The organism is Paenibacillus sp. RC67, assembly GCF_030020805.1.
GTDB lineage: Bacteria > Bacillota > Bacilli > Paenibacillales > NBRC-103111 > Paenibacillus_S.
In genome coordinates this window covers 3560586-3582222 of record NZ_CP125098.1, presented here as the reverse complement: position 1 = coordinate 3582222, position 21637 = coordinate 3560586, and the positions used below count along the sequence as shown (strand labels likewise).

Here is a 21637-nt window from a genome sequence, read left to right as displayed (position 1 = left end):
AAAAAAAATGTAAGCATTCTTTCAATGACGCCGGGCCATCTGCATTTCAAGAACGCGGTCCCGAGTGTCTTCTGGATGGAATAGTCTCAAGACGCCGTGGTAATATGTAAAAAAAGCGTAGGCATCGTGACGACCGATTTGAATGATGTGTTTCCCATCCTCAATAAAAAGAGATGAGTTTGAAGGTGTATCGTTAGAGGTTTCTGGAAACAGACTTTCCCATTGAATAACAGTCGATTCGAAGCGAGCATTTTCCGTATCCCAACGATGAATCTCCAGAGCAGGAGGTACCCAATCTGTATGGTTCCCTATCCATTCTGGGATGCCATCACCATCAAGATCCATCGGAATGGCGGAATGCCCTTGAAAATCCACAACGTTCCAAGAATCGATATTGTGATCATAAATCAATACCTCATTCTTTGCACTATACACTGGAACTTCCGCCTCCGAGTGAGGAAGTGCTGTGATCAGCTTAGCCCCATCTGGAAGAATACCCATCTCAAGGGGGTGTACCGAAGTTTCATAGAAGGGAATAACCGTAGCTTGCGGAAATAAATCAGGTCTATAGACCGGTTGTGGTTCATTCTGTTCCGTGATTGCTGTATTCGTGCCGTTCTGATGAATTACCTTATCGTTGCAGAATACTAGAGAACTTAGCATTATCAGTAAGATGCTCGTGTGCTGGAGAATGTTCGTCAATATGCAAATCTCCTTGCTTCATCTATTTATCCGTTCCCACTTTTTCCCTCCTCATTACCTAAACGGGTATTGAATAAATATGTTGCACAGCATCTGAATTCATAGTTTCTTAAGCATATGGATATCATAAGGTTCTTTTTCAAATAGTTCTTCATCTATTTCTGAGGTAACAGTAGAACCGCAACTTGAGTAAAACTTCACTGCAGACTCCGTTTCAGTGGATGAAATATATAAGTATTTGGCCCCTTTTTCGATGGCAGCTTTACTAAGTAAGCCGATAATTTGTCGACCAATTCCTTGTCTTCGGTATTCTCTTGTCACATACATTAGGTCAATCTGAAGTTGATTATGTTCTTTCCCTCGAAATTTATGAGCTAAGACGCCAAATCCAACCAATTTATCTTCATCAAATGCACCATATGCCATTCCTCCGTTAGAGAGTTCATACTCGAATCGTGAAATGATTTCTTGATAGTTATCTTCTTTCCAATTTGGGCATTCGTGCCCTGCTTTTATTTCTTCAAGAATCCCGTCTTTGCATTTGTAAAACAGCTCTATCGTTTCCGAACGGTCAATATCACGAATTTTATAGGATTCATCCAATTTCATTTGAATAACTGAAATCATAGCAGTTCTCCTTAGTTAAGAATAATATTAATCATGTTTTTAGTTTTTTAATGTAGTATGGTCCTCTCGGCGATGATAAAGGGCTTAGATTGTAGTGAGCAATCAACAAACTGTGAAGCTGACTTGGACAATATTCATAGTAAACAAATCGCTAGCGCATTAAAAGGTAGACATAATAATTATTATGTCTACTAAGTCACACTCTTGTCATGATCCATTGGAACACTCGTAAAGTACTTCATCGATAGTGCGACGGGAAATCGCAGCGAGCACAGGGTTCGTTTCCAAATAGTACGCTAAAGCTATTAGACCAAAAGACAGTGCCCAACCACGACCTCGAGTCCAGGTAGCATCGTCGATAGGTAAAGCTGCACGAAAATTATCACGGCTTTCAGCAGATAATAGTGTCCACGCGACCATCAAGTCACATGCAGGATCACCTACACCCAGAGTACCAAAGTCTATGACGGCGCTTAGTTGCCCATCGTTGACGAGCAGGTTCCCCGGATGAAGGTCTCCGTGGAGCCAGACGCCCCTACCTTGCCATTCTGGAGCCTGAAGTGCTGTTTCCCACACAGCAGTTGCCTTGTCAGCATCGAGTAAATGGTTAAGGGCTAAAATTGCGCTACGGACAGAAGTATCTCGCATGGATAGTGGCACCCCCCGACTAGAGTTATGGGGTCCTGGGGTCGGCCCTCCCGTGGGATCGATCTGCTGCAGTGAGTTTATGAATTGTGCCAGCGATGATGCGGCTTCGCGAGGATTCTCGATTTGCGCAATGGTTGCATTCTCGCCTTCGAGCCACCTATACACGGACCAGCGCCAAGGAAAGTCCTCGGCTGGCATCCCCATCGCAACCGGGATAGGGATAGACAGTGGTATTAGCGGGGCTAGTTTGGGAGCCACCTTTGCTCCTTCTCCACCTGTCCGATAGCCCATTCGACACGAGGTAATCGCACGGCCATATCCGCACCGAGCCGATAGATGGCGTTGTCTGTCCCAGCTGATTCCACCGGCTGTACTAGATGGTCTGCCCATTGTGGAAATTGTGTGGCAATCAATCGTTTTACGAGAGGTACGTCAATCTCCATCTCATTTGCTTGGTTCATTTGATCCTATCCACCCTTATTTTTGTTTAACTACTTTCTTAACAATTTACTTACTACTTAATTTGTTAGTGCATCAAGGTATGAATGAAGTAAATCTATCCTTTACATAATATCATAGGAAGGTTTTTGATTCGTAGTCATGGAATTACTTTAATTAAATTATCCTGTCCTTGATGTACTAGTTTCTCTGAATGATTAGGAATCACTGTTAAGTGTATGGAGCAGCATTGCCCCTTATTGGCTCAGTAATGGCAAGGAGAAATAAAAAGTAATTACGCCTTCCTTCACCGATAGACCGTATGAGGCATTGTGATTTATTAAAATGGTTCGAGCAATCGACAAACCGAGCCCTGTACCGCTGAATTTTTTACTTCGAGAGCTCTCCATGACAAAGAAAGGTTCCCAAATCTGCTTCCAATTAGCACCTTCTTCAATGTCTGTATTATTGGAGATACTAAAATGAACGAAATCTTTCTTCATTTCTACTATAAGATTTACTTGTTTACCAGTCGTATATTTCATCGCGTTGTTCAACCAATTATGGAGAACAGACTCCAACTGCTGGCGATCCGCCATTACCCATGCTTCTGCTGAAAGCCGGTTATGGATGTTCAATACAAGGCCTTGCTGTTTAAACGCGATCTTATAAACGTCTAACGTAGCTGCCACCAGTTGTCGGAAATCAATGGGTTCAAATAGATAGGATATAGCTTGCAACCGAGATAGCTCCAGCAATCGGTCGATCAAACTTGCCATCTCTTCACTCTGCTTTCGAATCACATCAACATACGTGCCATCGTCAAGACCATCTTGGAGGCCTGACGCATAAACGCGAATTAGTGATAACGGTGTTTTCAGCTCGTGAGAAATGTCTGCAATAAACGTCCTCAGATTGGTATTTTTCTCTTCTAGCGTCCGATGTGACTCCTCCAATTTATCGCTCATTCGATTGATGCTTTTGGCCAAAGTCTCAATTTCGTCGCCAGTCCTGATATCCGCTTTGATAAATGATAAATTGGAGATGGCCTCCGCCGTCTCATTCACCTTTGTAAGCGGTTTGACAATCCGTGCAGTAAACAATGAGGATAAGAGGATTAATAACAGCAGCATGCCTACCCATATATAAGCATTAAATCGGTTTACGATTTGGATCGTTTCTGCTGAATGGGAGATAGATTCACCCACCATGATAACAGATCCGTCTACTGTCAAAAAATTAACCAGAAAGCTAGACTTTAGCTTGTTTTGATCATATAGTTTATTGACTTTCTCTCCTTTCCGCAGCTTCTCCATACTTTCCTCGGTCAACCAAAATTTACTTAGTGCGATGCCCTTATGGTTTAACTGGATTAGCAATTCGTTGTTTAGATCATCGACCGATTCCAACAAGGATGCATGAGCGATGGTGACCTGATCTTGATCCTCTATTGTTTCCGACTGCTTCATCAAGGAAGTATAATCCATGGCTTCAAGCTCAGTGACCAGCTGAGCGAGTTTGTGCTTTTTCTGATACAAGAAATATTTAGGTAGAAAATATGTGTTCACGGCAAAAGACAGGACAAATACCACACATAGGACGGTCGTGATTCGGATAATCAGCTTCCGAGTTAATTTACTCATCTGTAACCTCGAGACAATAACCCATTCCACGGTATGTTCTGATTCGATGTTCACCAATCTTTTCCCTAAGCCTTCTAATATGCGTGTCTACTGTTCTTTCTTCACCGAAATAATCAAATCCCCATACCTGATCTAAAAGCATTTTACGTGTCACGATCTGCCCTTTATTAACAAGAAGATATTTCAGTAGTTGAAATTCCTTATGTGTAGCCAGCAGATCCTCCCCGCCGCGATAAATCTTTTGACCTTCTAGGTCTATGATAAGATCTCCGATAGAAATACTAGAGGTAAGCTGCAGCAATTTTTTCGCGCGCAGGATCAGAATTCGAGGATCGAACGGTTTACGTACATAATCATCAGCACCTGACTTCAGCGCGAGGAACTCATCATCCGGATCGCTCTTAGCCGTTAGCAGTATTACCTTCGTTCGACTGTATTTTTTAATTTCTTTACAAACATCAATACCGCTCCGCCTCGGCATCATCCAATCCAAAATCACTAAATCCACCTTATTGGTAAAGAAAAGCTCTAACGCTTCCTCACCATCCTCTGCAATAAGTGTTTGAAATCCTTCTTTTAAGAAATAGGCGTTTATAATTTGCAACATAAGCGGTTCATCGTCTGCAAGCAGTAAATTCAAGCAAGATACCTCCTTTTTTAACCATGCATCCCAACAATACATATTCAATTGTTTCATTATTACTATAATAGCGTTCTTATGTTACAGGAAAAGCAATTTCAGTCTAGCTCCAGCCTTGTTTATTTAAAACCTATAATGGTCTTCCTGTTTGATCTTGGCACATTCCTGTAACATTACGTCCTTACAATGAGTCTGCTGTTCAAAAAATATTGGAGGTATGTTCAATGAACAAACGACGAATTGCTTGGATTTGTGTAGTCAGCTTTTTAACAGTAGCATTAACCGGGTGTCGGGATAGTCTTACGACTCAACCAGCGCTTACAGAAATACAACAAACGAAGGCGGCTTTACAACCTGCAGGTGAGCCATTTGATTTCGAGATAGATCCAGAGACATTCACCCTCACGATTATCAAAGATGGTGTTCGTGTGCCCGCTTCCGTTTCGTTGCCAAAAACAGCAGTAACTGATTTGGTCAAAAACAAGGATTCTGTCCAATGGACATATCCAGGTCAAGTTAAAATCAGCATAACCAAGAAAAACAATTATCTGGACATCCAAATAAACTCTATTGGTGCCGATCAGTTTCAATGGCCATCCGTACAATCGGACAGCTATATACTTCCCCTTGGTGAGGGTAAAGTAATCCCAGCTGACGACATGAACTGGAAAACGTTTTTGAAGGACAAGAGCTACACTTGGAGCGAATCGTTTTCAATGGATTTTTTCGCGTTACATGCCGATCCCTTTTCTATCGTCTATGTGGTAACGAACAAGTTCAACGATGAAATTCATTTCGACACGTCGTCGTCCATCCAGTTTCAATTTTCACATGCCTTCCCTACTTTAAATGAGGATAAAACCTACGGTTTTCGTTTGTATGTTACCGGTAATGATCCGCAGGAGGTCGTTCTTCCCTACAAAAATTATGTTCAGGAGAACGGGAATTACATTACGCTGGAAGAGAAAGCAAAAGATAATCCAAATATCCGTAAACTGTATGGTGCACCGCAGATTTATTTGTGGAGTGAATCCATAATTACAGACACTGATGTCAATTTGCCAAAGCTGCGAACGCTATTTCCAGTGAAACTAGGTCCATGGTTGGTTCAGCTTCTCGCTGGCACAGCAGAAGGTAGCAACGAGCTGGCGCAAGTGCTGAAGGAAATTCCAAAACAGGTTTATTGGGACTCATATCAGAAAAAGGTCGTTATGAGTGCGATGAATCAGGGAATAAAGTTGAAAACCTTCTATTCTTCTTCTGTGTTCCCCAATCCGGTAGAAGAGGCGCAGAAGCTCATTAACCAAGGGGTTGATAAGTTAAGTGAAGAAAAGCTTTATGACTTGAACAAGCTATTGCTGAAAAGCGTGCTGCAAGACGCCGCTATCGATATATCTGGGTGGGGGCAATCGGAGTCAACGGATTTGGTCAAGGATATGAGCAGATCTGGCATCAAAAACGCTTGGATCGGGCTTCCCAATTGGGCAGATGGCCTCATGAATCCTAAAATGGTTAACGAAGCTAATGAGGTTGGTTATCTGATTGCCCCATACGATTCCTATCACTCTATTCAGCAAAATCTGGACCCTTCCTGGAACACGGCATACTTTCCTGACTCTTCTCTATATGAACATGCCACAATTGAGCGTAAAGACGGAACGAAACTCGCCGGATTTCTACAGAGAGGACGTAAGTTAAACCCAACCCTATCCATGCCAAGTGTGAAACAACGGGTAGCAGGCATTCTTCAGGACGGAATTGGTTACAACTCCTGGTTCGTGGATTCAGATGCAACGGGTGACATATATGACGACTACTCTCCCGAACATCCGACGACACAACAACAGGATCTGAAGGCACGACTTGAACGGTTTCGTTATTTCTCTAAAGATAAGCAGATGGTTGTTGGCTCAGAAGGAGGGAATGACTACGCGAACAGCGTGATTGCTTATGCACAAGGTATTGAGAGTCCTGTAATCGCTTGGGAAGATCCCGATATGCGTGTAAATAAAGACAGCAAATATTACATAGGGGGCTATTATGCTCCAGCTGGAATTCCTGATCGATACGGCAAAGCCGTACCCATTAAATCTTTATATGAAAAAGTCTATAGTGATCCCGCGTACTCGCTCCCCCTATACAAATTAGTCTATAACAATTCGATTATCACGACGAATCACTGGGAGTGGGGAACCTATAAGATCAAGGGCGAAGAAGCTGACAAAATGCTTTACGGTCTCTTGTACAACGTGCCGCCCTTGTATCACTTGGATCGCAGAACTTGGGAACAAAATAAGGCAAGTATCCTTGATTATCTGAAGGTGTGGTCTCCTTTCCATCAACAGGCTGTTACTCGAGAGATGAGTAAATTCTCCGTACTAACGAACGATAGACTCGTTCAGAGTACGCAGTATGGAGATGATGTAAAGGTCATTGCCAATTTCTCCGATCATGAAGTAAAGTTGAATGGTGAGACTATCCCGTCCAAATCGGCAATTGTATATCAAGGTAAGCAACGAATGAGTTTTCACGCAGAGGTTAACGCTAAACTTCTTCCTAATCCATGAACACTATATAACTAGATTTCCCCAAAATGTGCAGATTCTAATACATTATCTTGTGAAAATCTGAAGTATTTTGTAGTACGATCAGTAATGAGCCAATCCGTTTACAGATTGGTTCTTCCCTCTCTTAGCGAAAGCTGAGTTAGTGAAATTAAAATAGTATACATAATTATTGTTATGTTAACTAATTTATTGAACTGCTATCTTCCTTGTTAACTGTCATTACTGTTTTGACTTTTTGATTCATAAAATAGTGTCGCATTACAACATAATAACTGTAAAGATAGGATGTGGAGGAAAAAGCATGAGTCGTCAAAAGCTTCAAGAGAGATTGAAGATGAAGAAGGTCGAGCCCAAGCATGGGGATCAATTTAACGACCTCCTTCGCTATGTATTCCAGGTGACGAATCATGATCTTCATACATTCGGCTGGGAGAACCGCGAGATTACACAGGCAAAGCTTCCCGTGCTGAAGCAAGCGGATGTATTAGGTTGGTTCGATGGGGATAAACTGATTTCCCAGTTAGCGGTGTATCCGTTCCAGGTGAATATTTTTGGGGAGATCTATGATATGGGCGGCTTAACGGGTGTAGGAACTTACCCAGAGTATGCCAACCTTGGATTGATGAGTCAATTGATGCGTCAGGCACTCGCCAATATGCGCGAACGACAGCAGTCTATATCGTATCTCTATCCCTACTCAATCCCGTTCTATCGCCGCAAAGGCTGGGAGATCATCTCTGACAAAATCTCATTCGAGGTGAAGGATACGCAGCTGCCTAAACTGAAGACTGTGCCCGGCAATGTGGAGAGACTGTCGATCGATCATCCGGATATTCGCGATGTGTACCGACGCTTCGCCCTGATTCATCATGGTGCAATGCTGAGGAGCGAGTTGGCCTGGGAAGAGTATTTGCGTTGGGATCTGGATGATCTGACCGTTGCGGTCTATTATGATGAAGATCAACAGCCGCAGGGCTACCTCCTCTATTGGATAGCCGAGGAGGTCTTCCATATGAAGGTCATGGTGTATATCGACGGAGAAGCACGAGCAGGATTGTGGAATTTCATTAGCGCTCATTTCTCAATGATAACACGGGTCAAAGGTCATATTTATACAACGGAGCCGCTCGCCTTTCTACTGGAAGACAGTGACATCAAGGAAACGATATCGCCCTATTATATGGCTAGGATTGTCGATATTCACAGCTTCGTGAAGCAATATCCGTTCCTGCCCCAGACCACAGAATGCCAATTGACCTTTACGCTTCACGATCCGATGCTAGAGTGGAATCAGGGCAAATTCACTCTGAAGGTGGACGAGCAAGGTCGCGGGCAATTGATCGAAGGCGGCGGTAACCCGGAAGCGGCTTTCGATATACAGACGTTGACAACGATGCTGATGGGTTATAAGCGACCTGCATACTTGGCGCGGGCAGGACGCTTCCAAGCTCGTCGGTCGACGATCGAATTGTTGGAGAAGCTGATAGAGCAACAAACACCCTATTTCTCGGATTACTTCTGATGCTTAATCGCAAACAAAAAATGCACCCCTTGTATACATTGGATTCACTTAAAAGGTTCCAATGTTTATTACAAGGAGTGCATTTCTACTCTTAAGCGACTTCTTGCTGAACCTGCTCCTGACGGATCGAGGTTACATATTGTTTGCCTTTAGTAGCATCGTACTGCCCTTCCCATTTGGACATGACAACAGCAGCAAGCGAATTGCCTAATACGTTTACTACAGTGCGTGCCATATCGAGAATCCGGTCAATTCCGGCGATGAAGGCAAGTCCCTCGACTGGAATGTTAACGGAACCAAGAGTCGCAAGCAGAACGACAAAGCTGACACCGGGTACTCCGGCAATCCCTTTGGAGGAAACCATCAGGACGAATAACAGTGTGATCTGAGAACTGATAGGCATATCGATACCATACATTTGTGCTATGAATATAGCGGCAAGAGCTTGGTATAAAGTCGAACCATCTAGATTAAACGAGTACCCCGTCGGTATGACGAACGAAGTAATCGCCTTAGGACAGCCGAACTTCTCCATTTTCTCCATGATTTTAGGAAGAACACTCTCCGAGCTTGCCGTAGAATAGGCTAGCAGCAGCTCGCTTTTCAGGATACGAATGAGTGTGAAAATACTGGTGCCGCACAATTTGGCAATAATGCCGAATACCACGATGATGAAGAAGAACATAGCCCCGTATACAGACAAAACCAGCTTGCCAAGCGGAATTAGCGAAGTGATCCCGAATTTGGAAACGGTTACTCCAATCAGAGCAAAAACACCAATAGGTGCGAAATTCATGATTTTGTTAGTAACCCAGAACATAGCATCGGCAACACCTTCGAAGAAACGAATAACAGGCATTCCCTTTTCCCCGACTGCCGCGAGGCCCAGACCAAACATAACCGAGAAGAAAATAATCGCGAGCATATCCCCTGCAGCAAGAGATTGAATAATGTTAGTAGGAACAATGTTGACTATTGTGTCCACGAAATTATGGCCGACTTTATCTGTTGTTTCAACGTATTTATGGATATCTGATTTGACCAAATGAGACATATCGACCCCTGCGCCCGGCTTGAACACATTAGCTGCTATCAGCCCAACCACTATAGCGAAGGTAGTGACGATCTCGAAGTAAAGAATCGATTTGCCGCCGATTTTCCCCAGCTTCTTCATATCCCCCACTCCAGCAACCCCGACGATCAAGGTAGAGATGATGATAGGGACTACGATCATTTTGATCAATCGAATAAAGATATCGCCAATCGGTTGAAAATAGGTTGCGATAGTAGGATTCCCGTAAAATAAAGCACCGATAATAATTCCTAATGTCAAGCCTATAAAAATTTGAGCGGCCAGTCCTATTTTCTTCATGATTCTATGCCTCCCTTGAAGATAGTAAACGTTTTCTTTATTTTAAGAGGGCATCTACGCGATTCGACAAAAATCTACGTAACTTGTTTAAAAAAATATTAAGATTCGAAAAATAGGGAAAACTTCTGTAAAATAAGCTAGGCTGGTTAATGAACTATAGGATGTGCTGTCCTTGAAAGAACTTATTACCGCACTGCTATTTATGATGATTGCAGTCCCACTTGCGGGGGAAATCAAATTTTTTCCGTTTCACGATACGTTTAGAATCAGTCTGGGCACTCCGGTATTTTTCTTTTTTTATTATGGATTCGAGCTATCCCTCCTTTCTTGTCGGGACTTATTGTTGGATTCAACGTCGTAATATTCCGCGTGCTTTGGAACGGATTTCTGCAGCCTACCGGTCAAACATTCCATGAATTGTTCCTGTTACACTATCCGGTTTTTTTCTACTATGCGACGTACGCCTGCTTGTTCCAGGTTTTGAATTTGAACAAGCAGCCTTATCAGCCGCTAAGAGTCGGTGCCCTGGATATCCTTATCGAGACCGGAGCCACCTTCGCCGAGCTCTCGTTCAGACCGACGATCATTGAAGATTTCATCCACTGGCAGGCTTATGGGAAAATCGTGCTGATCGCGATGGTCCGCAGCTTTTTCGTGCTTGGCTTGTACAATATTATTCAGCTACGGCAGGCAGTATTGAACGAGGAGCAGCAGCGGCAACAAAATGAGCATACACTAGTGCTCATATCCAATTTGTACGAAGAATCGGTTCAACTCAAAAAGACGCTGCTGTACGCCGAGAACATCACTAGGGATAGCTATGAGCTATACCGCAGTCTGCTTCAAGCGGAGCAGGCCGTTCAACCAGGGCAAATTCACACGCTCGCTAAGCAGGCTCTGCGCATTTCCGGGCAGGTCCATGAAATTAAAAAAGACAACCAACGAATCTATGCCGGTTTGTCCAAGCTTATTCATGAACAGAACTCGGCCGATTATATGGATGCTGGAGATATTGGTCTTCTTATCGTCAGCACCAATGAAAAATATGCCGAGGCACTAGGCAAAGTGATCAGTTTTCACCTCGATATCGATACCGTATTGCCCCCATTACATGTATTCACAATTCTAACATTGGTGAACAATCTGGTTGCTAACAGCGTCGAGGCTATCGAGAAAAATGGCCTAATCTGGGTACTAGCTAGGCAATCAGACGACTACATACAGTTCGAAGTTCGAGATAACGGTCCAGGTATCCCATCCAAAAGAAAGGAGCGCATCTTTACTCCCGGGTACACGACCAAATATAATGATTCCGGTACACCGTCAACAGGGATGGGACTGTTTTATATTCAGGAAGTAGCAGAGTCGCTGGGAGGTCGCATCGAGCTGCAAGAGGCTTCCGAGGAAGGTGAAACGGTATTTACCATCGTTTTGCCGGTAGATCAAGTTACAAAAAGGGGATAATTGTCATGCGTTTTTTTATTGTTGATGATGATCAAGGCATCCGGTCCATGCTGGCCGATATTATAGAAGACGAGACTTTGGGCGAGGTTGTGGGAGAAGCTGAGGATGGCTACCAGGTGGACGCTGATTTACTGGAGCTGAAAAAAGTCGATATTTTGCTTATCGATCTGCTCATGCCCCTGCGCGATGGTATCCAAACTGTCAGAGAGCTGGCACCGATGTTCAACGGCAAAATTATTATGATCTCGCAGATCGAGACCAAGGATATGATAGGTGAAGCGTACTCGCTCGGCATCGAGTATTATATCGCTAAGCCGATAAACCGGCTGGAAGTGCTTGCCGTTATCCGCAAAGTTGAAGAACGGCTCCGTCTGCAAAAGTCAATACAGGATATCCAGAAATCACTTCAAGTTCTGAACCTGGGTAAGTCGATGGAACGAGCGGAAACGTCTGGAGCCCAACCGAGCATCACCGCTGCGGGTCGCTCCCTGCTGTCTGAGCTTGGCCTTATCGGGGAAGCAGGAAGCAAGGATCTTCTCGATATGCTTGAATATTTATACGAATACGATATCGCGGCGGAAGTACCCCTTTCCTTCCCAGCACTCAAAGATATATTTCGAGGCATTGCCTTGCGGAAACTCGGCAGCACGGCATCTGAATCCGACTTCACTAAGGAAATCAAAGCTTCGGAACAGCGTGTACGCCGTGCTCTTTTCCAGACGCTCAACCATGTCGCCTCGCTCGGTCTGACGGATTATTCCAACCCGAAGTTTGAGAACATCGCTTCGAAATACTTCGACTTCACCGAAATCCGTAAAAAGATGAGGGAGCTGCAAAATGATGCCGATCCTTCCCTAACCCAAACGAAGATTAACACGAAAAAATTTGTGCAGGTGCTTTATTTGGAGGCGAAGCGGCTTATTCATTAAAGGAGGCTTATAAAAGATCCTCGTTCAAACTAACGAACCCAAGCTTCTGTTCCAGTTCACGCTTTTGCAGCAGGTGATGGCGGAAGTGCATTTCGACTAGATCGAGCCACTCCCGTGAGTTAAGCCAGCCAAAGCCATCATGTTTCACTTTGTAGTTGGGGTTTATAGTATCTACTTTCCCTTCCCATTCTCTCCATTTTTGCAAAACATGATCGAGCCCACGATTAAGATCCTCTTTGCCTCCCGAGTTGCTGGGCGTGTTTTCAGGACCGTCCGGCAGCTTGATTTTAATCGGAGGGAATCCACGAAGTTTATACAAATTCTCGCCATCCTCTGTCTTTCCGAGGGCTTGCTCTTTACCTGCTGCTGCACACATTTCAACCTTGTCAAGGTAATCAAGAGCAGCGAGAATCAAGTGGTCGTACATTTGACTGAGAGACCAAACGCCTTGCTCCGTTATACATGTTAGTTGATTCAGAGAATAACTTTGCAAATAGCTTTTGTAGGCTTCAATCAATTTCTGAGTACTCAATTCGAACACTCCTTTAACGATAAATTATTAATGTATCAACAACTCCTTTTATCTTATCACTGAGCTCATTGTTTAAGTTCTTACAAATTGCTATTTGCTGTCAAAACCGGCCCAAATCTTGCTCCTTTTCTTATCAATGCATTTAGCTATTATTTGAGATTTGGGTTTTCCAATAATCCCATGCCTTCAGGTAACTTTGTAAATCATGTGGATGATGCTGTATACAAATGCCAATACGGCAATAAAGCTGAAAGAGTACTTCTTCAATAAGGCTTGATCTCTCCAAAGGTTCATGATTAAGAAAACTGAATGTTGAAAATAAAGTTTCTTGATCCAAATCATCCGGAGAGGAGCAAAAAGCATACGTAAAATCATACAGTACAGGGCCAATCATCGGTGAAGGGTCAATAACACCAACTAAAGAATGTTCATTAAACACGAAATTATGAATACCCGTATCACCATGCAGTAAATATCTGATCCGCTGCCCTGCAATTTCCGATATATTTTCAACGATGGATTTCATTCTATAATAATCTTCAGTAAGTAGCAGACTACCCCAATGTTTTGTTGTATCCTCTAAACTTCTTACATTCCATTCACGCCAAGATTGAATCGGAGCTTGCAGCCTTCCCCACTTGTCATTTTGTAGATATTCTTGCTAATGGTTGAAAAGATCTTTCACTAAATGGGTCAACCAATTGATTTTTAAACCACGATTATTATGAGTTGTTCCTGTTAAATATGAATACAAAATAAATGCTTTTTCAGGATCCGTATAGAGAATTTTGGGCAAGAGATGAATGTGCTGATAGGTCTTAAGAAATTGTTCAGTCAAACCAATTTGTTGCGGATGATCTATTTTCAAAACATATTTTGCTTCGTTGTTCTTTGAAAGAATATAAACAAGTCCATCAGTAGTGCCAATCTCATTCATCGAAATATCCACATTATGAGACGCAGATAATTAATGATGCTCTTAATATCTTTTGTATCAAACATGCTATCATCCCCTATGTCTACCGTTCATTTATAACATAGATAATAAGATCGAGCTGTAGGGATTTCAATCTAGAGTATTGTTTTAAACAACTATCTGCTCAATTCTGTGTCTTCCAAGCTACTCACTTCTAAATGACTTGACAATAGATACACAGGGATTTAGTATATTATATATCTTGATAATCAAGATACTTGTTCATGAAGACAATAACATATACGAACCATGTTGATAAGTACAAAATTCGAAAGCGAGGGCTTCAAATGAAAAATAATCACCTAAATTTAACAGTAACTGACGTTGTTGAAGCTAAACATTTCTTGGAAACTTATTTCGGCTTAAAATGTTACACAAGCGCGGGAAAAGCATTTGCGGCTATGTTGGACGATGATGGTTTTCTGCTAAATTTAATGCATGGTAAGGATGTCAATTACCCGGAAACTTTCCATGTAGGCTTCCCTCAAGAAAATAAAGAAAAGATAGATGAATTGAATCAACGGCTTAAAGACGATGGATTCCAGGTAGAGACTCCTGCAATTGTTCATGGTTCCTATACCTTTTATCTTCAAACACCTGGAGGATTTACCCTTGAAGCCTATTGTCTTATAGAAGGTGAAGATCCCAGAACGGGTCCTCGCCCCTCTTTCGGTAAAAATTAACTCTTAACTAAATAATTAACGGTTTCTGCTTCGCCTTAGGGTCTGATTTTGATATGGACCCTTTTTTTATTTACAAATATTGAGCGGATCAGCAAACAAGGTATTGCGCTATAATAATAGGATAACTAATCTGTCTTAGATTTTATTCTCAGAGGAAAGGAGTGCACAAAACATATGGCTTTACTCATAGGCTCTCATGTATCTATGAAAGGAACCAAAATGCTTCTTCAAGCTAGCGAAGAGGCAGCGTCGTATGGCGCCTCCACCTTCCTGATTTATACTGGTGCTCCACACAACACGCGTCGCAAACCGATTGAGTCGCTAAATATCATAGATGGACAAACTCATATGAAGGATAATGGCATCACCAATATTGTCGTTCATGCTCCCTTTATTATTAATTTAGGTAATACCTTGTCCACTCAAGTCTTTGAACATGGAATTGAGTTCCTTCAATCTGAGATCGTAAGAACGGAAGCGCTAGGTTCAACTCAGATTGTCTTGCATCCGGGTTCTCATGTAGGTGCTGGTAAGCAGGCAGGAATCTCTAAAATAGTGGAAGGCCTGAACGAAGTCCTGACGGATAAGCGGGATGTTCAGGTTTCATTGGAGACAATGGCTGGCAAGGGCAGCGAGTGCGGAACTACATTTGAGGAACTAGCGGCGATTATCGATGGTGTCAATAATAACGAACGCTTGTCTATCTGTCTGGATACTTGCCATATCCATGATGCAGGCTACAATGTTAAAGAAGATTTTGATGCCATCTTGGATGAATTTGACCGGATTATCGGACTGGATCGTCTAAAGGTCATTCATGTCAATGATTCGAAAAATATCATGGGCTCGCGAAAAGACAGACATGAGAACATTGGTCACGGGCATATTGGCCTTCAAGCCTTACGATATGTCGTCCACCATCCGCAGCTGGCTTCTATTCCCAAGCTACTCGAAACCCCCTCAGTCGGAGCTAAGAAATATGTCAATGCCCCCTATAAGCATGAAATTTCTTTGTTAAGAGGAGAAACGGATGAGCTGGTTCAAAAATGGGATGGCAGTCTTTCCACAAAGGAATGATTTTTACTAATCAATATATTCAAATGCACAAACAAAGAAAGACGTCCATTATGAGCCGTCTTTCTTTGTTTATTTGTTTTTAAATGGAGAGTCACCGTTTAAATGGGTTAGTTGCTGATTAGTCGACCAAGGATATGCGAACTTTTACTTCACATAGCTTTAATTTCTTTCACAGAAATCTTTCCATAATACATGTACATGCCACAGTAGTACTCGTAGCTTCCTGGCTGCATGGCTGCCAGGGTAACGACATTATCTCCTTTTTCGAAAGGGATATCCATACCTAGATCTTTGGAAATCATGCCTTTTATGCACGTAAAGCTAGTTGATTTTTTAAAGTTAATTTTGGTGGGTACACCAGGCATCAATTCAATATGATCAGGCACAAATCCATCTGCGGTTACTTGAACGGTGGCAACTTGGTAGCCTGCTGCTTGCTCAGCTATAAGGGGGTCAACGGAATCTGATCTGCCTTGAAAATAAAAAAAGAGGATTACACATAGGCCAATTATACCCAAGCCGCTTGATAATAAAGTAAATTTTAATTTGCTTATTTTCATTCATTCCACCCTCTCTGTAGATTCTTGCTTGATCTTCGTGGACACTTCAAGTATAGCGGAATGAACATAAGGTTGTACGGCTTATTTATGACATATTATGAACAATCATTTGAGCATTAAGGAATCAAAAAATGAATTTTTTCATTACATTTGGAGGATATTAAGCTGTGGTCCACTAACAACATTTAGGAGGTTTTAATTTGACTAACCAACAGTCTAATCAACAAGACACTGAAGAGATCCAAGCCCATAATGCGGTTAACCATGCTCTAAGTAATCTGAATGAAGCACATAATAGTAGAAATCAAGGCCAGGCAATTCAAGCTGCAGAAGAACAACTGAGCGAAGCGCGTCAACAATTAACCCAAGCAAGGATTGAAAGTAATCAAGACGAAGAAACCATTTCATAATTTGAAATACAAAAACGCTGTCGAGACCATCTCGACAGCGTTAACAACAAACCATTATGCGAATAATGACTAATTATTTTAGGATTCGTTTGGCGTAAACCAGCTTGCTGGCAAACCATGTTCCTTCCATCGGCTCATAAGTGACTTTACCGCGTCCGCCACCTTCTTGAAGAACATAATGCTTACCATTCTTCTCACCTGCATAAAGCCCTACATGACCGCCACCGCCAGCATCGCTGGAATTTGCAAAGAACAACAGGTCTCCGACTTGCAAATTTTTGAATTTATTGTTTTTATCGATTGACACTGGCGTACCTAACGAAGTAGTGTAACGCTGACTCCTAGACGAACTAGTGAACTTAATCCCCAGCGCCTTATTATAGACCCAAGAAGTGAAGTTAGAGCAATCAAAGCCAATACCTGGTTTCATCGTCCCGTATTTCCAAGGAACTCCCAATTGGGTTTTACCTACATCGATGAGCTTCTGCTGTTGAGCAGTTACCTGAGTTGAACTCGGTACTGCTGCCGATACGGTGCCCAAGGAGCTAAATGCGAGGAAGGCGGCTACTACTAACGCTATCATTTTTTTCATTGAATTAATCCCCTCTCTAGGTTTAAATTAATCGTATGATGGAATCATAAGCTGTTCTTTCTTTTCTTTGCATAGAGGCTAATCCCAAAGAGCAATACAAACACTCCAGCTCCAATAAGGCCCCACTTTAGTGAGCCTTGCCTTACTCCAGCGTAAATACCGCTCATAGCTATGGTATAGGGCAGGATGCCTACCGCAGTCGTCCATATAAATACCCAGGTCTTCACATTCAGTAGTCCCGCTGTGTAATTCACAAAATGATACGGCACCAACGGTACAAACCGAAGAATGAGAAGTCCGAACGATTCTCGGCGATGAACCAGTTGTTGTACTTTATCCAATAAGGGACGAGTCATCTGTCCGAAAAATGGCTTGGAGATCCACTTGGTCAAGCACATGGCTCCAATCGCACCCATCAGTCCCCCAATCCACGAGTATAGGCCGCCCCAGACCGGTCCGTAAATTTCCATAAGAACAATAGACGTGAACTCTCCAGGGACAGGTAAAATGTTGACGATTGTTTGGATGATGACACCGACTACAATTCCAGCAAAGCCCATATGCCGTATCGCTCCAAGAAGGCGCTGTGCTTCCCCCTATACGCAGCAAATAAATATATACAGCAACAATAAGGACGATGAATAGGATGCTGATGACACTAATGAATCGTATACGGGATTCTGGCTGCTGCTTCAATGAATAGGTTCACCTCATTTAGCCCATAGTCTCTGGCTCATCTATAAGGTTTCCTGATATTAACAGCTTCATTCCCGGTTGAAAATTAAGAATTCAAGGAACGCTTCTCTTTTTTCTTGTACCAAAGTTTATATTCCAGCCGATCATACCACGCAATGATGGAGTTTAATGCTCGGGACAATGGAACAAAACGCGTTACTAATTGATAAACGATCAGCGCTGTCGCTGCTCCAATAACAGCTCCTGCTATCACATCCAGCGGATAATGAACTCCCGTCCATACCCGCGATAGAGCGATGCAGGCCGCCACGGTCAGCCATACTTTGCCGGTCGACGGCTTGTACAACCAGAATGCTGCAGCTATCGCGAATGCTCCCATCGCATGATCGCTTGGAAATGATGCGTTGCCGGCATGCTTGATTAATTGAATCACCGAATGGGTGACAAAGGGTCGATCCCTATAGAAGAAATGACCGAGCACCGATCCGAATCCCATCGCTAAGCATGCCGATAACAATGCTACACCAACCATCGTGCGATTGGATGCTTTGCGAGAAAACCAATAAACGATCACTCCCGCAAAAAATAAGTATTCAGCATCTTCTGCGAAAAATCGCATCAACGGGTTAAGCCAAGTATAAACGGCTCCTAAATGATTAATTGTTTGAAACCATTGGTAGTCAAACTGTTCTAAAACCAAGAAAATCATCCTTTATTCAGTACTCTTTAATCAAATGGGATCAAACCTTAAGTCTTCGAAGCTTGTAAGTGGGAACGACAATGTAACCTTGGTTCCCTCCTGTCCTTCACTTGATATGGAGATGACTCCGCCATTGTCTTCAACCAGCCGTTTGGCAATGGCCAGACCTAAGCCTGTCCCCCCCTGTTCCCGGCTTCTGGCCTTATCCACCCGATAGAATCGATCGAACACGTGAGGCAAATCTTCAGGAGGGATACCGATCCCCTGATCATGAACTTCCACTATCATCACATCGGCCTGCCTTCTGCCGTTTATTGCGATGGTCGTACCTTCCTTTGAATATTTCACAGCATTATCCAACAAAATGAGCAGTACTTGTTCCAAATGATGTGGTACCATCCTGATCATGGCGTCATCGCCTATTGGACAAAGGTCAACCTGAAATTGCATCTTGGAATGGGGAACAGCAAATCGTCTGATCGTCCTTTCAAGCAAGCGTACTGGCTTCAATAATGTAGTTTCTTCAGCTGGAAGCTCATTTTCTGAGCGGGTAAGCGCTAGAAGCTCTTGTACAATACCTTCCAGCCTATTCAATTCTTGAAGCGAGGCTGTTAATGATTTGTCCAGTATCTGAGGATCGCTTTTCCCCCAACGGTCCAAAAGAGAAAGATGCCCCTTAATGATGGATATCGGGGTACGCAGCTCGTGCGAAGCATCCTCAACAAACTGTTTCTGCTGCTTGAACGACGTTTCCAATTCATTCATTAGATCGTTAAATAATGCTGCAAGCCGGCTAAGCTCGTCCTTGTCTCCATGCTGCTCGACACGTTCATGCAGACCTTTATGCTTCACATTGCGAATGGCATCAGCCAAGGACTGCACCGGTTTGAGAAATTGCTTCACCAGAAGATAGCCTCCCAATGCACTTAACAAGACTGACCCGCAACCTGCTAGAACCATCACCCAAAAAATCATGGCTGAAAACTGATCGAACGTCTCCAGGTTGTTAACAATTTCGATAGTACCCCGAAAGTCACCAGAGATTAGCGGACTGCGCATGACCAAAAGATGATCTTCTAAATGCCACAGGCTTAGCAGCATTGCTCGATCAACCGCCTGGGGGGCTACGTATGATTCCGGCAGTTGATCTGAAACGGTTATAATGGGTATTCCCTGCTGGTCTAGTATACGGATCAATTGATTATTCTCGTTTATTTTCTCAAGATAATTTGCGCTGTTCTTGATTTTGGCGTCATTCAAGGGGACTTTTTCCTGAAAATAATCGTCCAGTTGAGCCATCGTTTTTTGAATCGAATTTTTTTCCTGCTTAACCATCCATTGATTGACCGCTGTATATTGCGCGAAATTATAAGCTGTGAACAAAACGATAAGCGTAAAGGACGACCATAGTACCATTTTCCACTTGATTGTCATTCCAGAAACCCATTGTCGGATCGCTCTTCTCATCTCATCACATACCCGATTCCTCTTACCGTCTCGATAAAGCGGTCCTTGCCGTTAGGATCCAGTTTATTTCTCAAGTAACGTACGTACACGTCTACGACATTCGTCTCCACCTCGGAATCAAATCCCCACACCCGGTCGAGCAGCAAGTCTCGAGTCATCACGATGTTTGGATTCTGTACGAAAATAACGAGCAAATCAAATTCCCGTTTGGTCAGCTCAATCGGGTCTTCTCCTCTCATCACTTTCCTTGCTTCCAGATCGATCACGATATCGCCGCAGGAAATAAGCTGATGGGATCCAGTCTCTTCCGCCATATCGACTCTTCTAAACAACGAGCGCATTCGGGCCAACAATTCCTCGATTGCAAATGGCTTTGGAATGTAATCATCAGCACCGCTGTCCAATCCTGAAACCCGGTCAACTACACTGTCTCTTGCCGTCAGCATGATAATAGGCGTTTTTTTGACTTCACGGACTCGGCGGCACACATCTAGACCGTTCAGACCAGGCAGCATAATATCAAGCAGGATCATATCCCATTCTTGATCAAGCGCCAGCTCCACGCCCTTCCGACCGTCATTAGCGACAGTAACGGAGAAAGATTCATGCAGAAGCTCGAGTTCAATAAACATCGCCAGGTTTTTTTCGTCTTCAATTAGCAGCACTTTTTTCATCATCTTGTTCTTCCTTTGTTTCTTCATATATCGGCGCGATCGTTTAGCTATCTTTTCATTTGTTATAAGCTCTTTTATGCCCCACCGGCTTCATCTTGAACCCCGATGTTCTTAAATAGAGCACCACGGCACCAATAAGCAGCAATAACAGGGCTATCGGAAGAGGATGATGAGCTAGTTTCAGCAGAGTGTACCCATAATGCCCGAGCCTTTGGCCTAGAAATGCGAATATGCCTACCCAGCCTAGGCTTCCCAGCATCGTAGCTCCGATGAATGGAGCAAACCGCATTCTACTGGCACCAGCGATAAAAGGCGCGATATGGCGCAATCCCGCTACAAAAAAGCCGGTCACGATGAAGAGTGGTCCGAACTTTTGAAACCGGATCGACCATCGGTTCATCTTATCTTCCGTTAAGTGAATCCAACGTGTAACTCGGCTCATCCTTTGAAAGCCTATATAACGGCCCAACGCATAGTTGGTGATCATGCCGAGAACGGTGCCCATCCACGCAAAAGCTATGATGCCTTGAACCGGCAAATGAGTCTGAGCTGTGATCGAACCTGCGAACAACAGCAAAAATTCAATCGGTATCGGCAATCCTATAATGCCTAAAGCTGTGGACAGCAGTACGGCTGCATAGCCATAATGCTGAATCAGAACCAGCAGGAAATCTTTCATTGTGTGCCTCCCTCCTCCGTGCGTTAAGTATAGATCAGC

24 protein-coding genes are annotated in these 21637 nt (G+C 43.3%); 7 read left to right on the top strand and 17 right to left on the bottom strand.

Features of this window, described 5'->3' with window-relative positions; translation table 11 throughout:
- Positions 1-21 precede the first annotated feature (21 nt).
- From QMA13_RS16405 to QMA13_RS16380, 6 genes are all read right to left on the bottom strand, one after another.
- Positions 22-702, bottom strand: coding sequence for a hypothetical protein (locus QMA13_RS16405; RefSeq protein WP_282942642.1), 681 nt, complete (start codon positions 700-702; stop codon positions 22-24).
- Positions 703-801: 99 nt separating this feature from the next.
- Positions 802-1329: a GNAT family N-acetyltransferase gene (locus tag QMA13_RS16400; RefSeq protein ID WP_282942640.1), complete on the bottom strand. Its 528-nt coding sequence runs from the start codon at positions 1327-1329 to the stop codon at positions 802-804.
- Between the two features lie 207 nt (positions 1330-1536).
- Positions 1537-2235 (bottom strand): aminoglycoside phosphotransferase family protein, encoded by a 699-nt coding sequence (locus tag QMA13_RS16395; RefSeq protein WP_282942639.1) that lies wholly within the window; start codon positions 2233-2235, stop codon positions 1537-1539.
- A complete protein-coding gene (locus tag QMA13_RS16390) occupies positions 2220-2438 on the bottom strand; it encodes a hypothetical protein (RefSeq protein WP_282942638.1) in 219 nt (72 codons plus the stop codon). The genes QMA13_RS16395 and QMA13_RS16390 overlap by 16 nt, the downstream gene beginning before the upstream one ends.
- A 234-nt stretch (positions 2439-2672) precedes the next feature.
- On the bottom strand, positions 2673-4058 hold the full coding sequence (locus tag QMA13_RS16385; RefSeq protein WP_282942637.1) for a sensor histidine kinase: 1386 nt from the start codon (positions 4056-4058) through the stop codon (positions 2673-2675).
- Entirely contained in the window at positions 4051-4698 is a 648-nt protein-coding gene (locus QMA13_RS16380; RefSeq protein ID WP_282942635.1) for a response regulator transcription factor, read from the bottom strand. The genes QMA13_RS16385 and QMA13_RS16380 overlap by 8 nt, the downstream gene beginning before the upstream one ends.
- Positions 4699-4922: 224 nt before the next feature.
- On the opposite strand from QMA13_RS16380, the gene QMA13_RS16375 reads away from it, so the two are divergent.
- Positions 4923-7265, top strand: a complete 2343-nt coding sequence (locus tag QMA13_RS16375; RefSeq protein WP_282942634.1) for a glycoside hydrolase — start codon at positions 4923-4925, stop codon at positions 7263-7265.
- A gap of 301 nt (positions 7266-7566) precedes the next feature.
- On the top strand, positions 7567-8787 hold the full coding sequence (locus QMA13_RS16370) for a GNAT family N-acetyltransferase (protein ID WP_282942633.1): 1221 nt from the start codon (positions 7567-7569) through the stop codon (positions 8785-8787).
- Between the two features lie 91 nt (positions 8788-8878).
- Here QMA13_RS16370 and QMA13_RS16365 read toward each other — a convergent pair whose 3' ends face one another.
- The gene (locus tag QMA13_RS16365) at positions 8879-10159 is read right to left on the bottom strand and encodes a cation:dicarboxylate symporter family transporter (RefSeq protein ID WP_282942632.1); all 1281 of its coding nucleotides are present in this window, start codon (positions 10157-10159) and stop codon (positions 8879-8881) included.
- A 327-nt stretch (positions 10160-10486) separates the two neighbouring features.
- On the opposite strand from QMA13_RS16365, the gene QMA13_RS16360 reads away from it, so the two are divergent.
- Positions 10487-11623 carry a sensor histidine kinase gene (locus QMA13_RS16360; RefSeq protein WP_282942631.1) on the top strand — a complete coding sequence of 379 codons (1137 nt, stop codon included), beginning with the start codon at positions 10487-10489 and terminating at the stop codon, positions 11621-11623.
- A gap of 5 nt (positions 11624-11628) precedes the next feature.
- On the top strand, positions 11629-12552 hold the full coding sequence (locus QMA13_RS16355) for a response regulator (RefSeq protein WP_282942630.1): 924 nt from the start codon (positions 11629-11631) through the stop codon (positions 12550-12552).
- Positions 12553-12559: 7 nt separating this feature from the next.
- Here QMA13_RS16355 and QMA13_RS16350 read toward each other — a convergent pair whose 3' ends face one another.
- From QMA13_RS16350 to QMA13_RS16340, 3 genes are all read right to left on the bottom strand, one after another.
- Positions 12560-13084, bottom strand: coding sequence for a DinB family protein (locus tag QMA13_RS16350; RefSeq protein WP_282942629.1), 525 nt, complete (start codon positions 13082-13084; stop codon positions 12560-12562).
- A gap of 142 nt (positions 13085-13226) precedes the next feature.
- A complete protein-coding gene (locus QMA13_RS16345) occupies positions 13227-13610 on the bottom strand; it encodes a hypothetical protein (RefSeq protein WP_282942628.1) in 384 nt (127 codons plus the stop codon).
- A 135-nt stretch (positions 13611-13745) separates the two neighbouring features.
- Positions 13746-14021 (bottom strand): hypothetical protein, encoded by a 276-nt coding sequence (locus tag QMA13_RS16340; protein WP_282942627.1) that lies wholly within the window; start codon positions 14019-14021, stop codon positions 13746-13748.
- Between the two features lie 326 nt (positions 14022-14347).
- Between QMA13_RS16340 and QMA13_RS16335 the strand changes: the two genes are divergently transcribed.
- Both QMA13_RS16335 and QMA13_RS16330 read left to right on the top strand, forming a co-directional pair.
- Complete coding sequence (locus QMA13_RS16335; RefSeq protein WP_282942626.1) at positions 14348-14743, top strand: VOC family protein; 396 nt, start codon at positions 14348-14350, stop codon at positions 14741-14743.
- Between the two features lie 174 nt (positions 14744-14917).
- Entirely contained in the window at positions 14918-15820 is a 903-nt protein-coding gene (locus QMA13_RS16330) for a deoxyribonuclease IV (RefSeq protein WP_282942625.1), read from the top strand.
- A gap of 149 nt (positions 15821-15969) precedes the next feature.
- Here QMA13_RS16330 and QMA13_RS16325 read toward each other — a convergent pair whose 3' ends face one another.
- Entirely contained in the window at positions 15970-16380 is a 411-nt protein-coding gene (locus tag QMA13_RS16325) for a cupredoxin domain-containing protein (RefSeq protein WP_282942624.1), read from the bottom strand.
- Positions 16381-16580: 200 nt separating this feature from the next.
- Between QMA13_RS16325 and QMA13_RS16320 the strand changes: the two genes are divergently transcribed.
- Positions 16581-16790: a hypothetical protein gene (locus tag QMA13_RS16320; RefSeq protein WP_282942623.1), complete on the top strand. Its 210-nt coding sequence runs from the start codon at positions 16581-16583 to the stop codon at positions 16788-16790.
- Positions 16791-16863: 73 nt separating this feature from the next.
- On the opposite strand, the gene QMA13_RS16315 is transcribed toward QMA13_RS16320, so the two are convergent.
- From QMA13_RS16315 to QMA13_RS16290, 6 genes are all read right to left on the bottom strand, one after another.
- A complete protein-coding gene (locus QMA13_RS16315) occupies positions 16864-17382 on the bottom strand; it encodes a C40 family peptidase (protein WP_282942622.1) in 519 nt (172 codons plus the stop codon).
- A 44-nt stretch (positions 17383-17426) separates the two neighbouring features.
- Positions 17427-17942 (bottom strand): TVP38/TMEM64 family protein, encoded by a 516-nt coding sequence (locus QMA13_RS16310; protein WP_282942621.1) that lies wholly within the window; start codon positions 17940-17942, stop codon positions 17427-17429.
- Between the two features lie 221 nt (positions 17943-18163).
- Complete coding sequence (locus QMA13_RS16305) at positions 18164-18778, bottom strand: undecaprenyl-diphosphatase (protein ID WP_282942620.1); 615 nt, start codon at positions 18776-18778, stop codon at positions 18164-18166.
- 30 nt (positions 18779-18808) lie between these two features.
- Positions 18809-20245 carry a sensor histidine kinase gene (locus tag QMA13_RS16300; protein ID WP_282942619.1) on the bottom strand — a complete coding sequence of 479 codons (1437 nt, stop codon included), beginning with the start codon at positions 20243-20245 and terminating at the stop codon, positions 18809-18811.
- Positions 20242-20919 carry a response regulator transcription factor gene (locus QMA13_RS16295; protein ID WP_282943421.1) on the bottom strand — a complete coding sequence of 226 codons (678 nt, stop codon included), beginning with the start codon at positions 20917-20919 and terminating at the stop codon, positions 20242-20244. Before QMA13_RS16295 ends, QMA13_RS16300 begins: the two co-directional genes overlap by 4 nt.
- Positions 20920-20974: 55 nt before the next feature.
- Complete coding sequence (locus tag QMA13_RS16290) at positions 20975-21598, bottom strand: DedA family protein (protein WP_282942618.1); 624 nt, start codon at positions 21596-21598, stop codon at positions 20975-20977.
- Between the last annotated feature and the right edge of the window lie 39 nt (positions 21599-21637).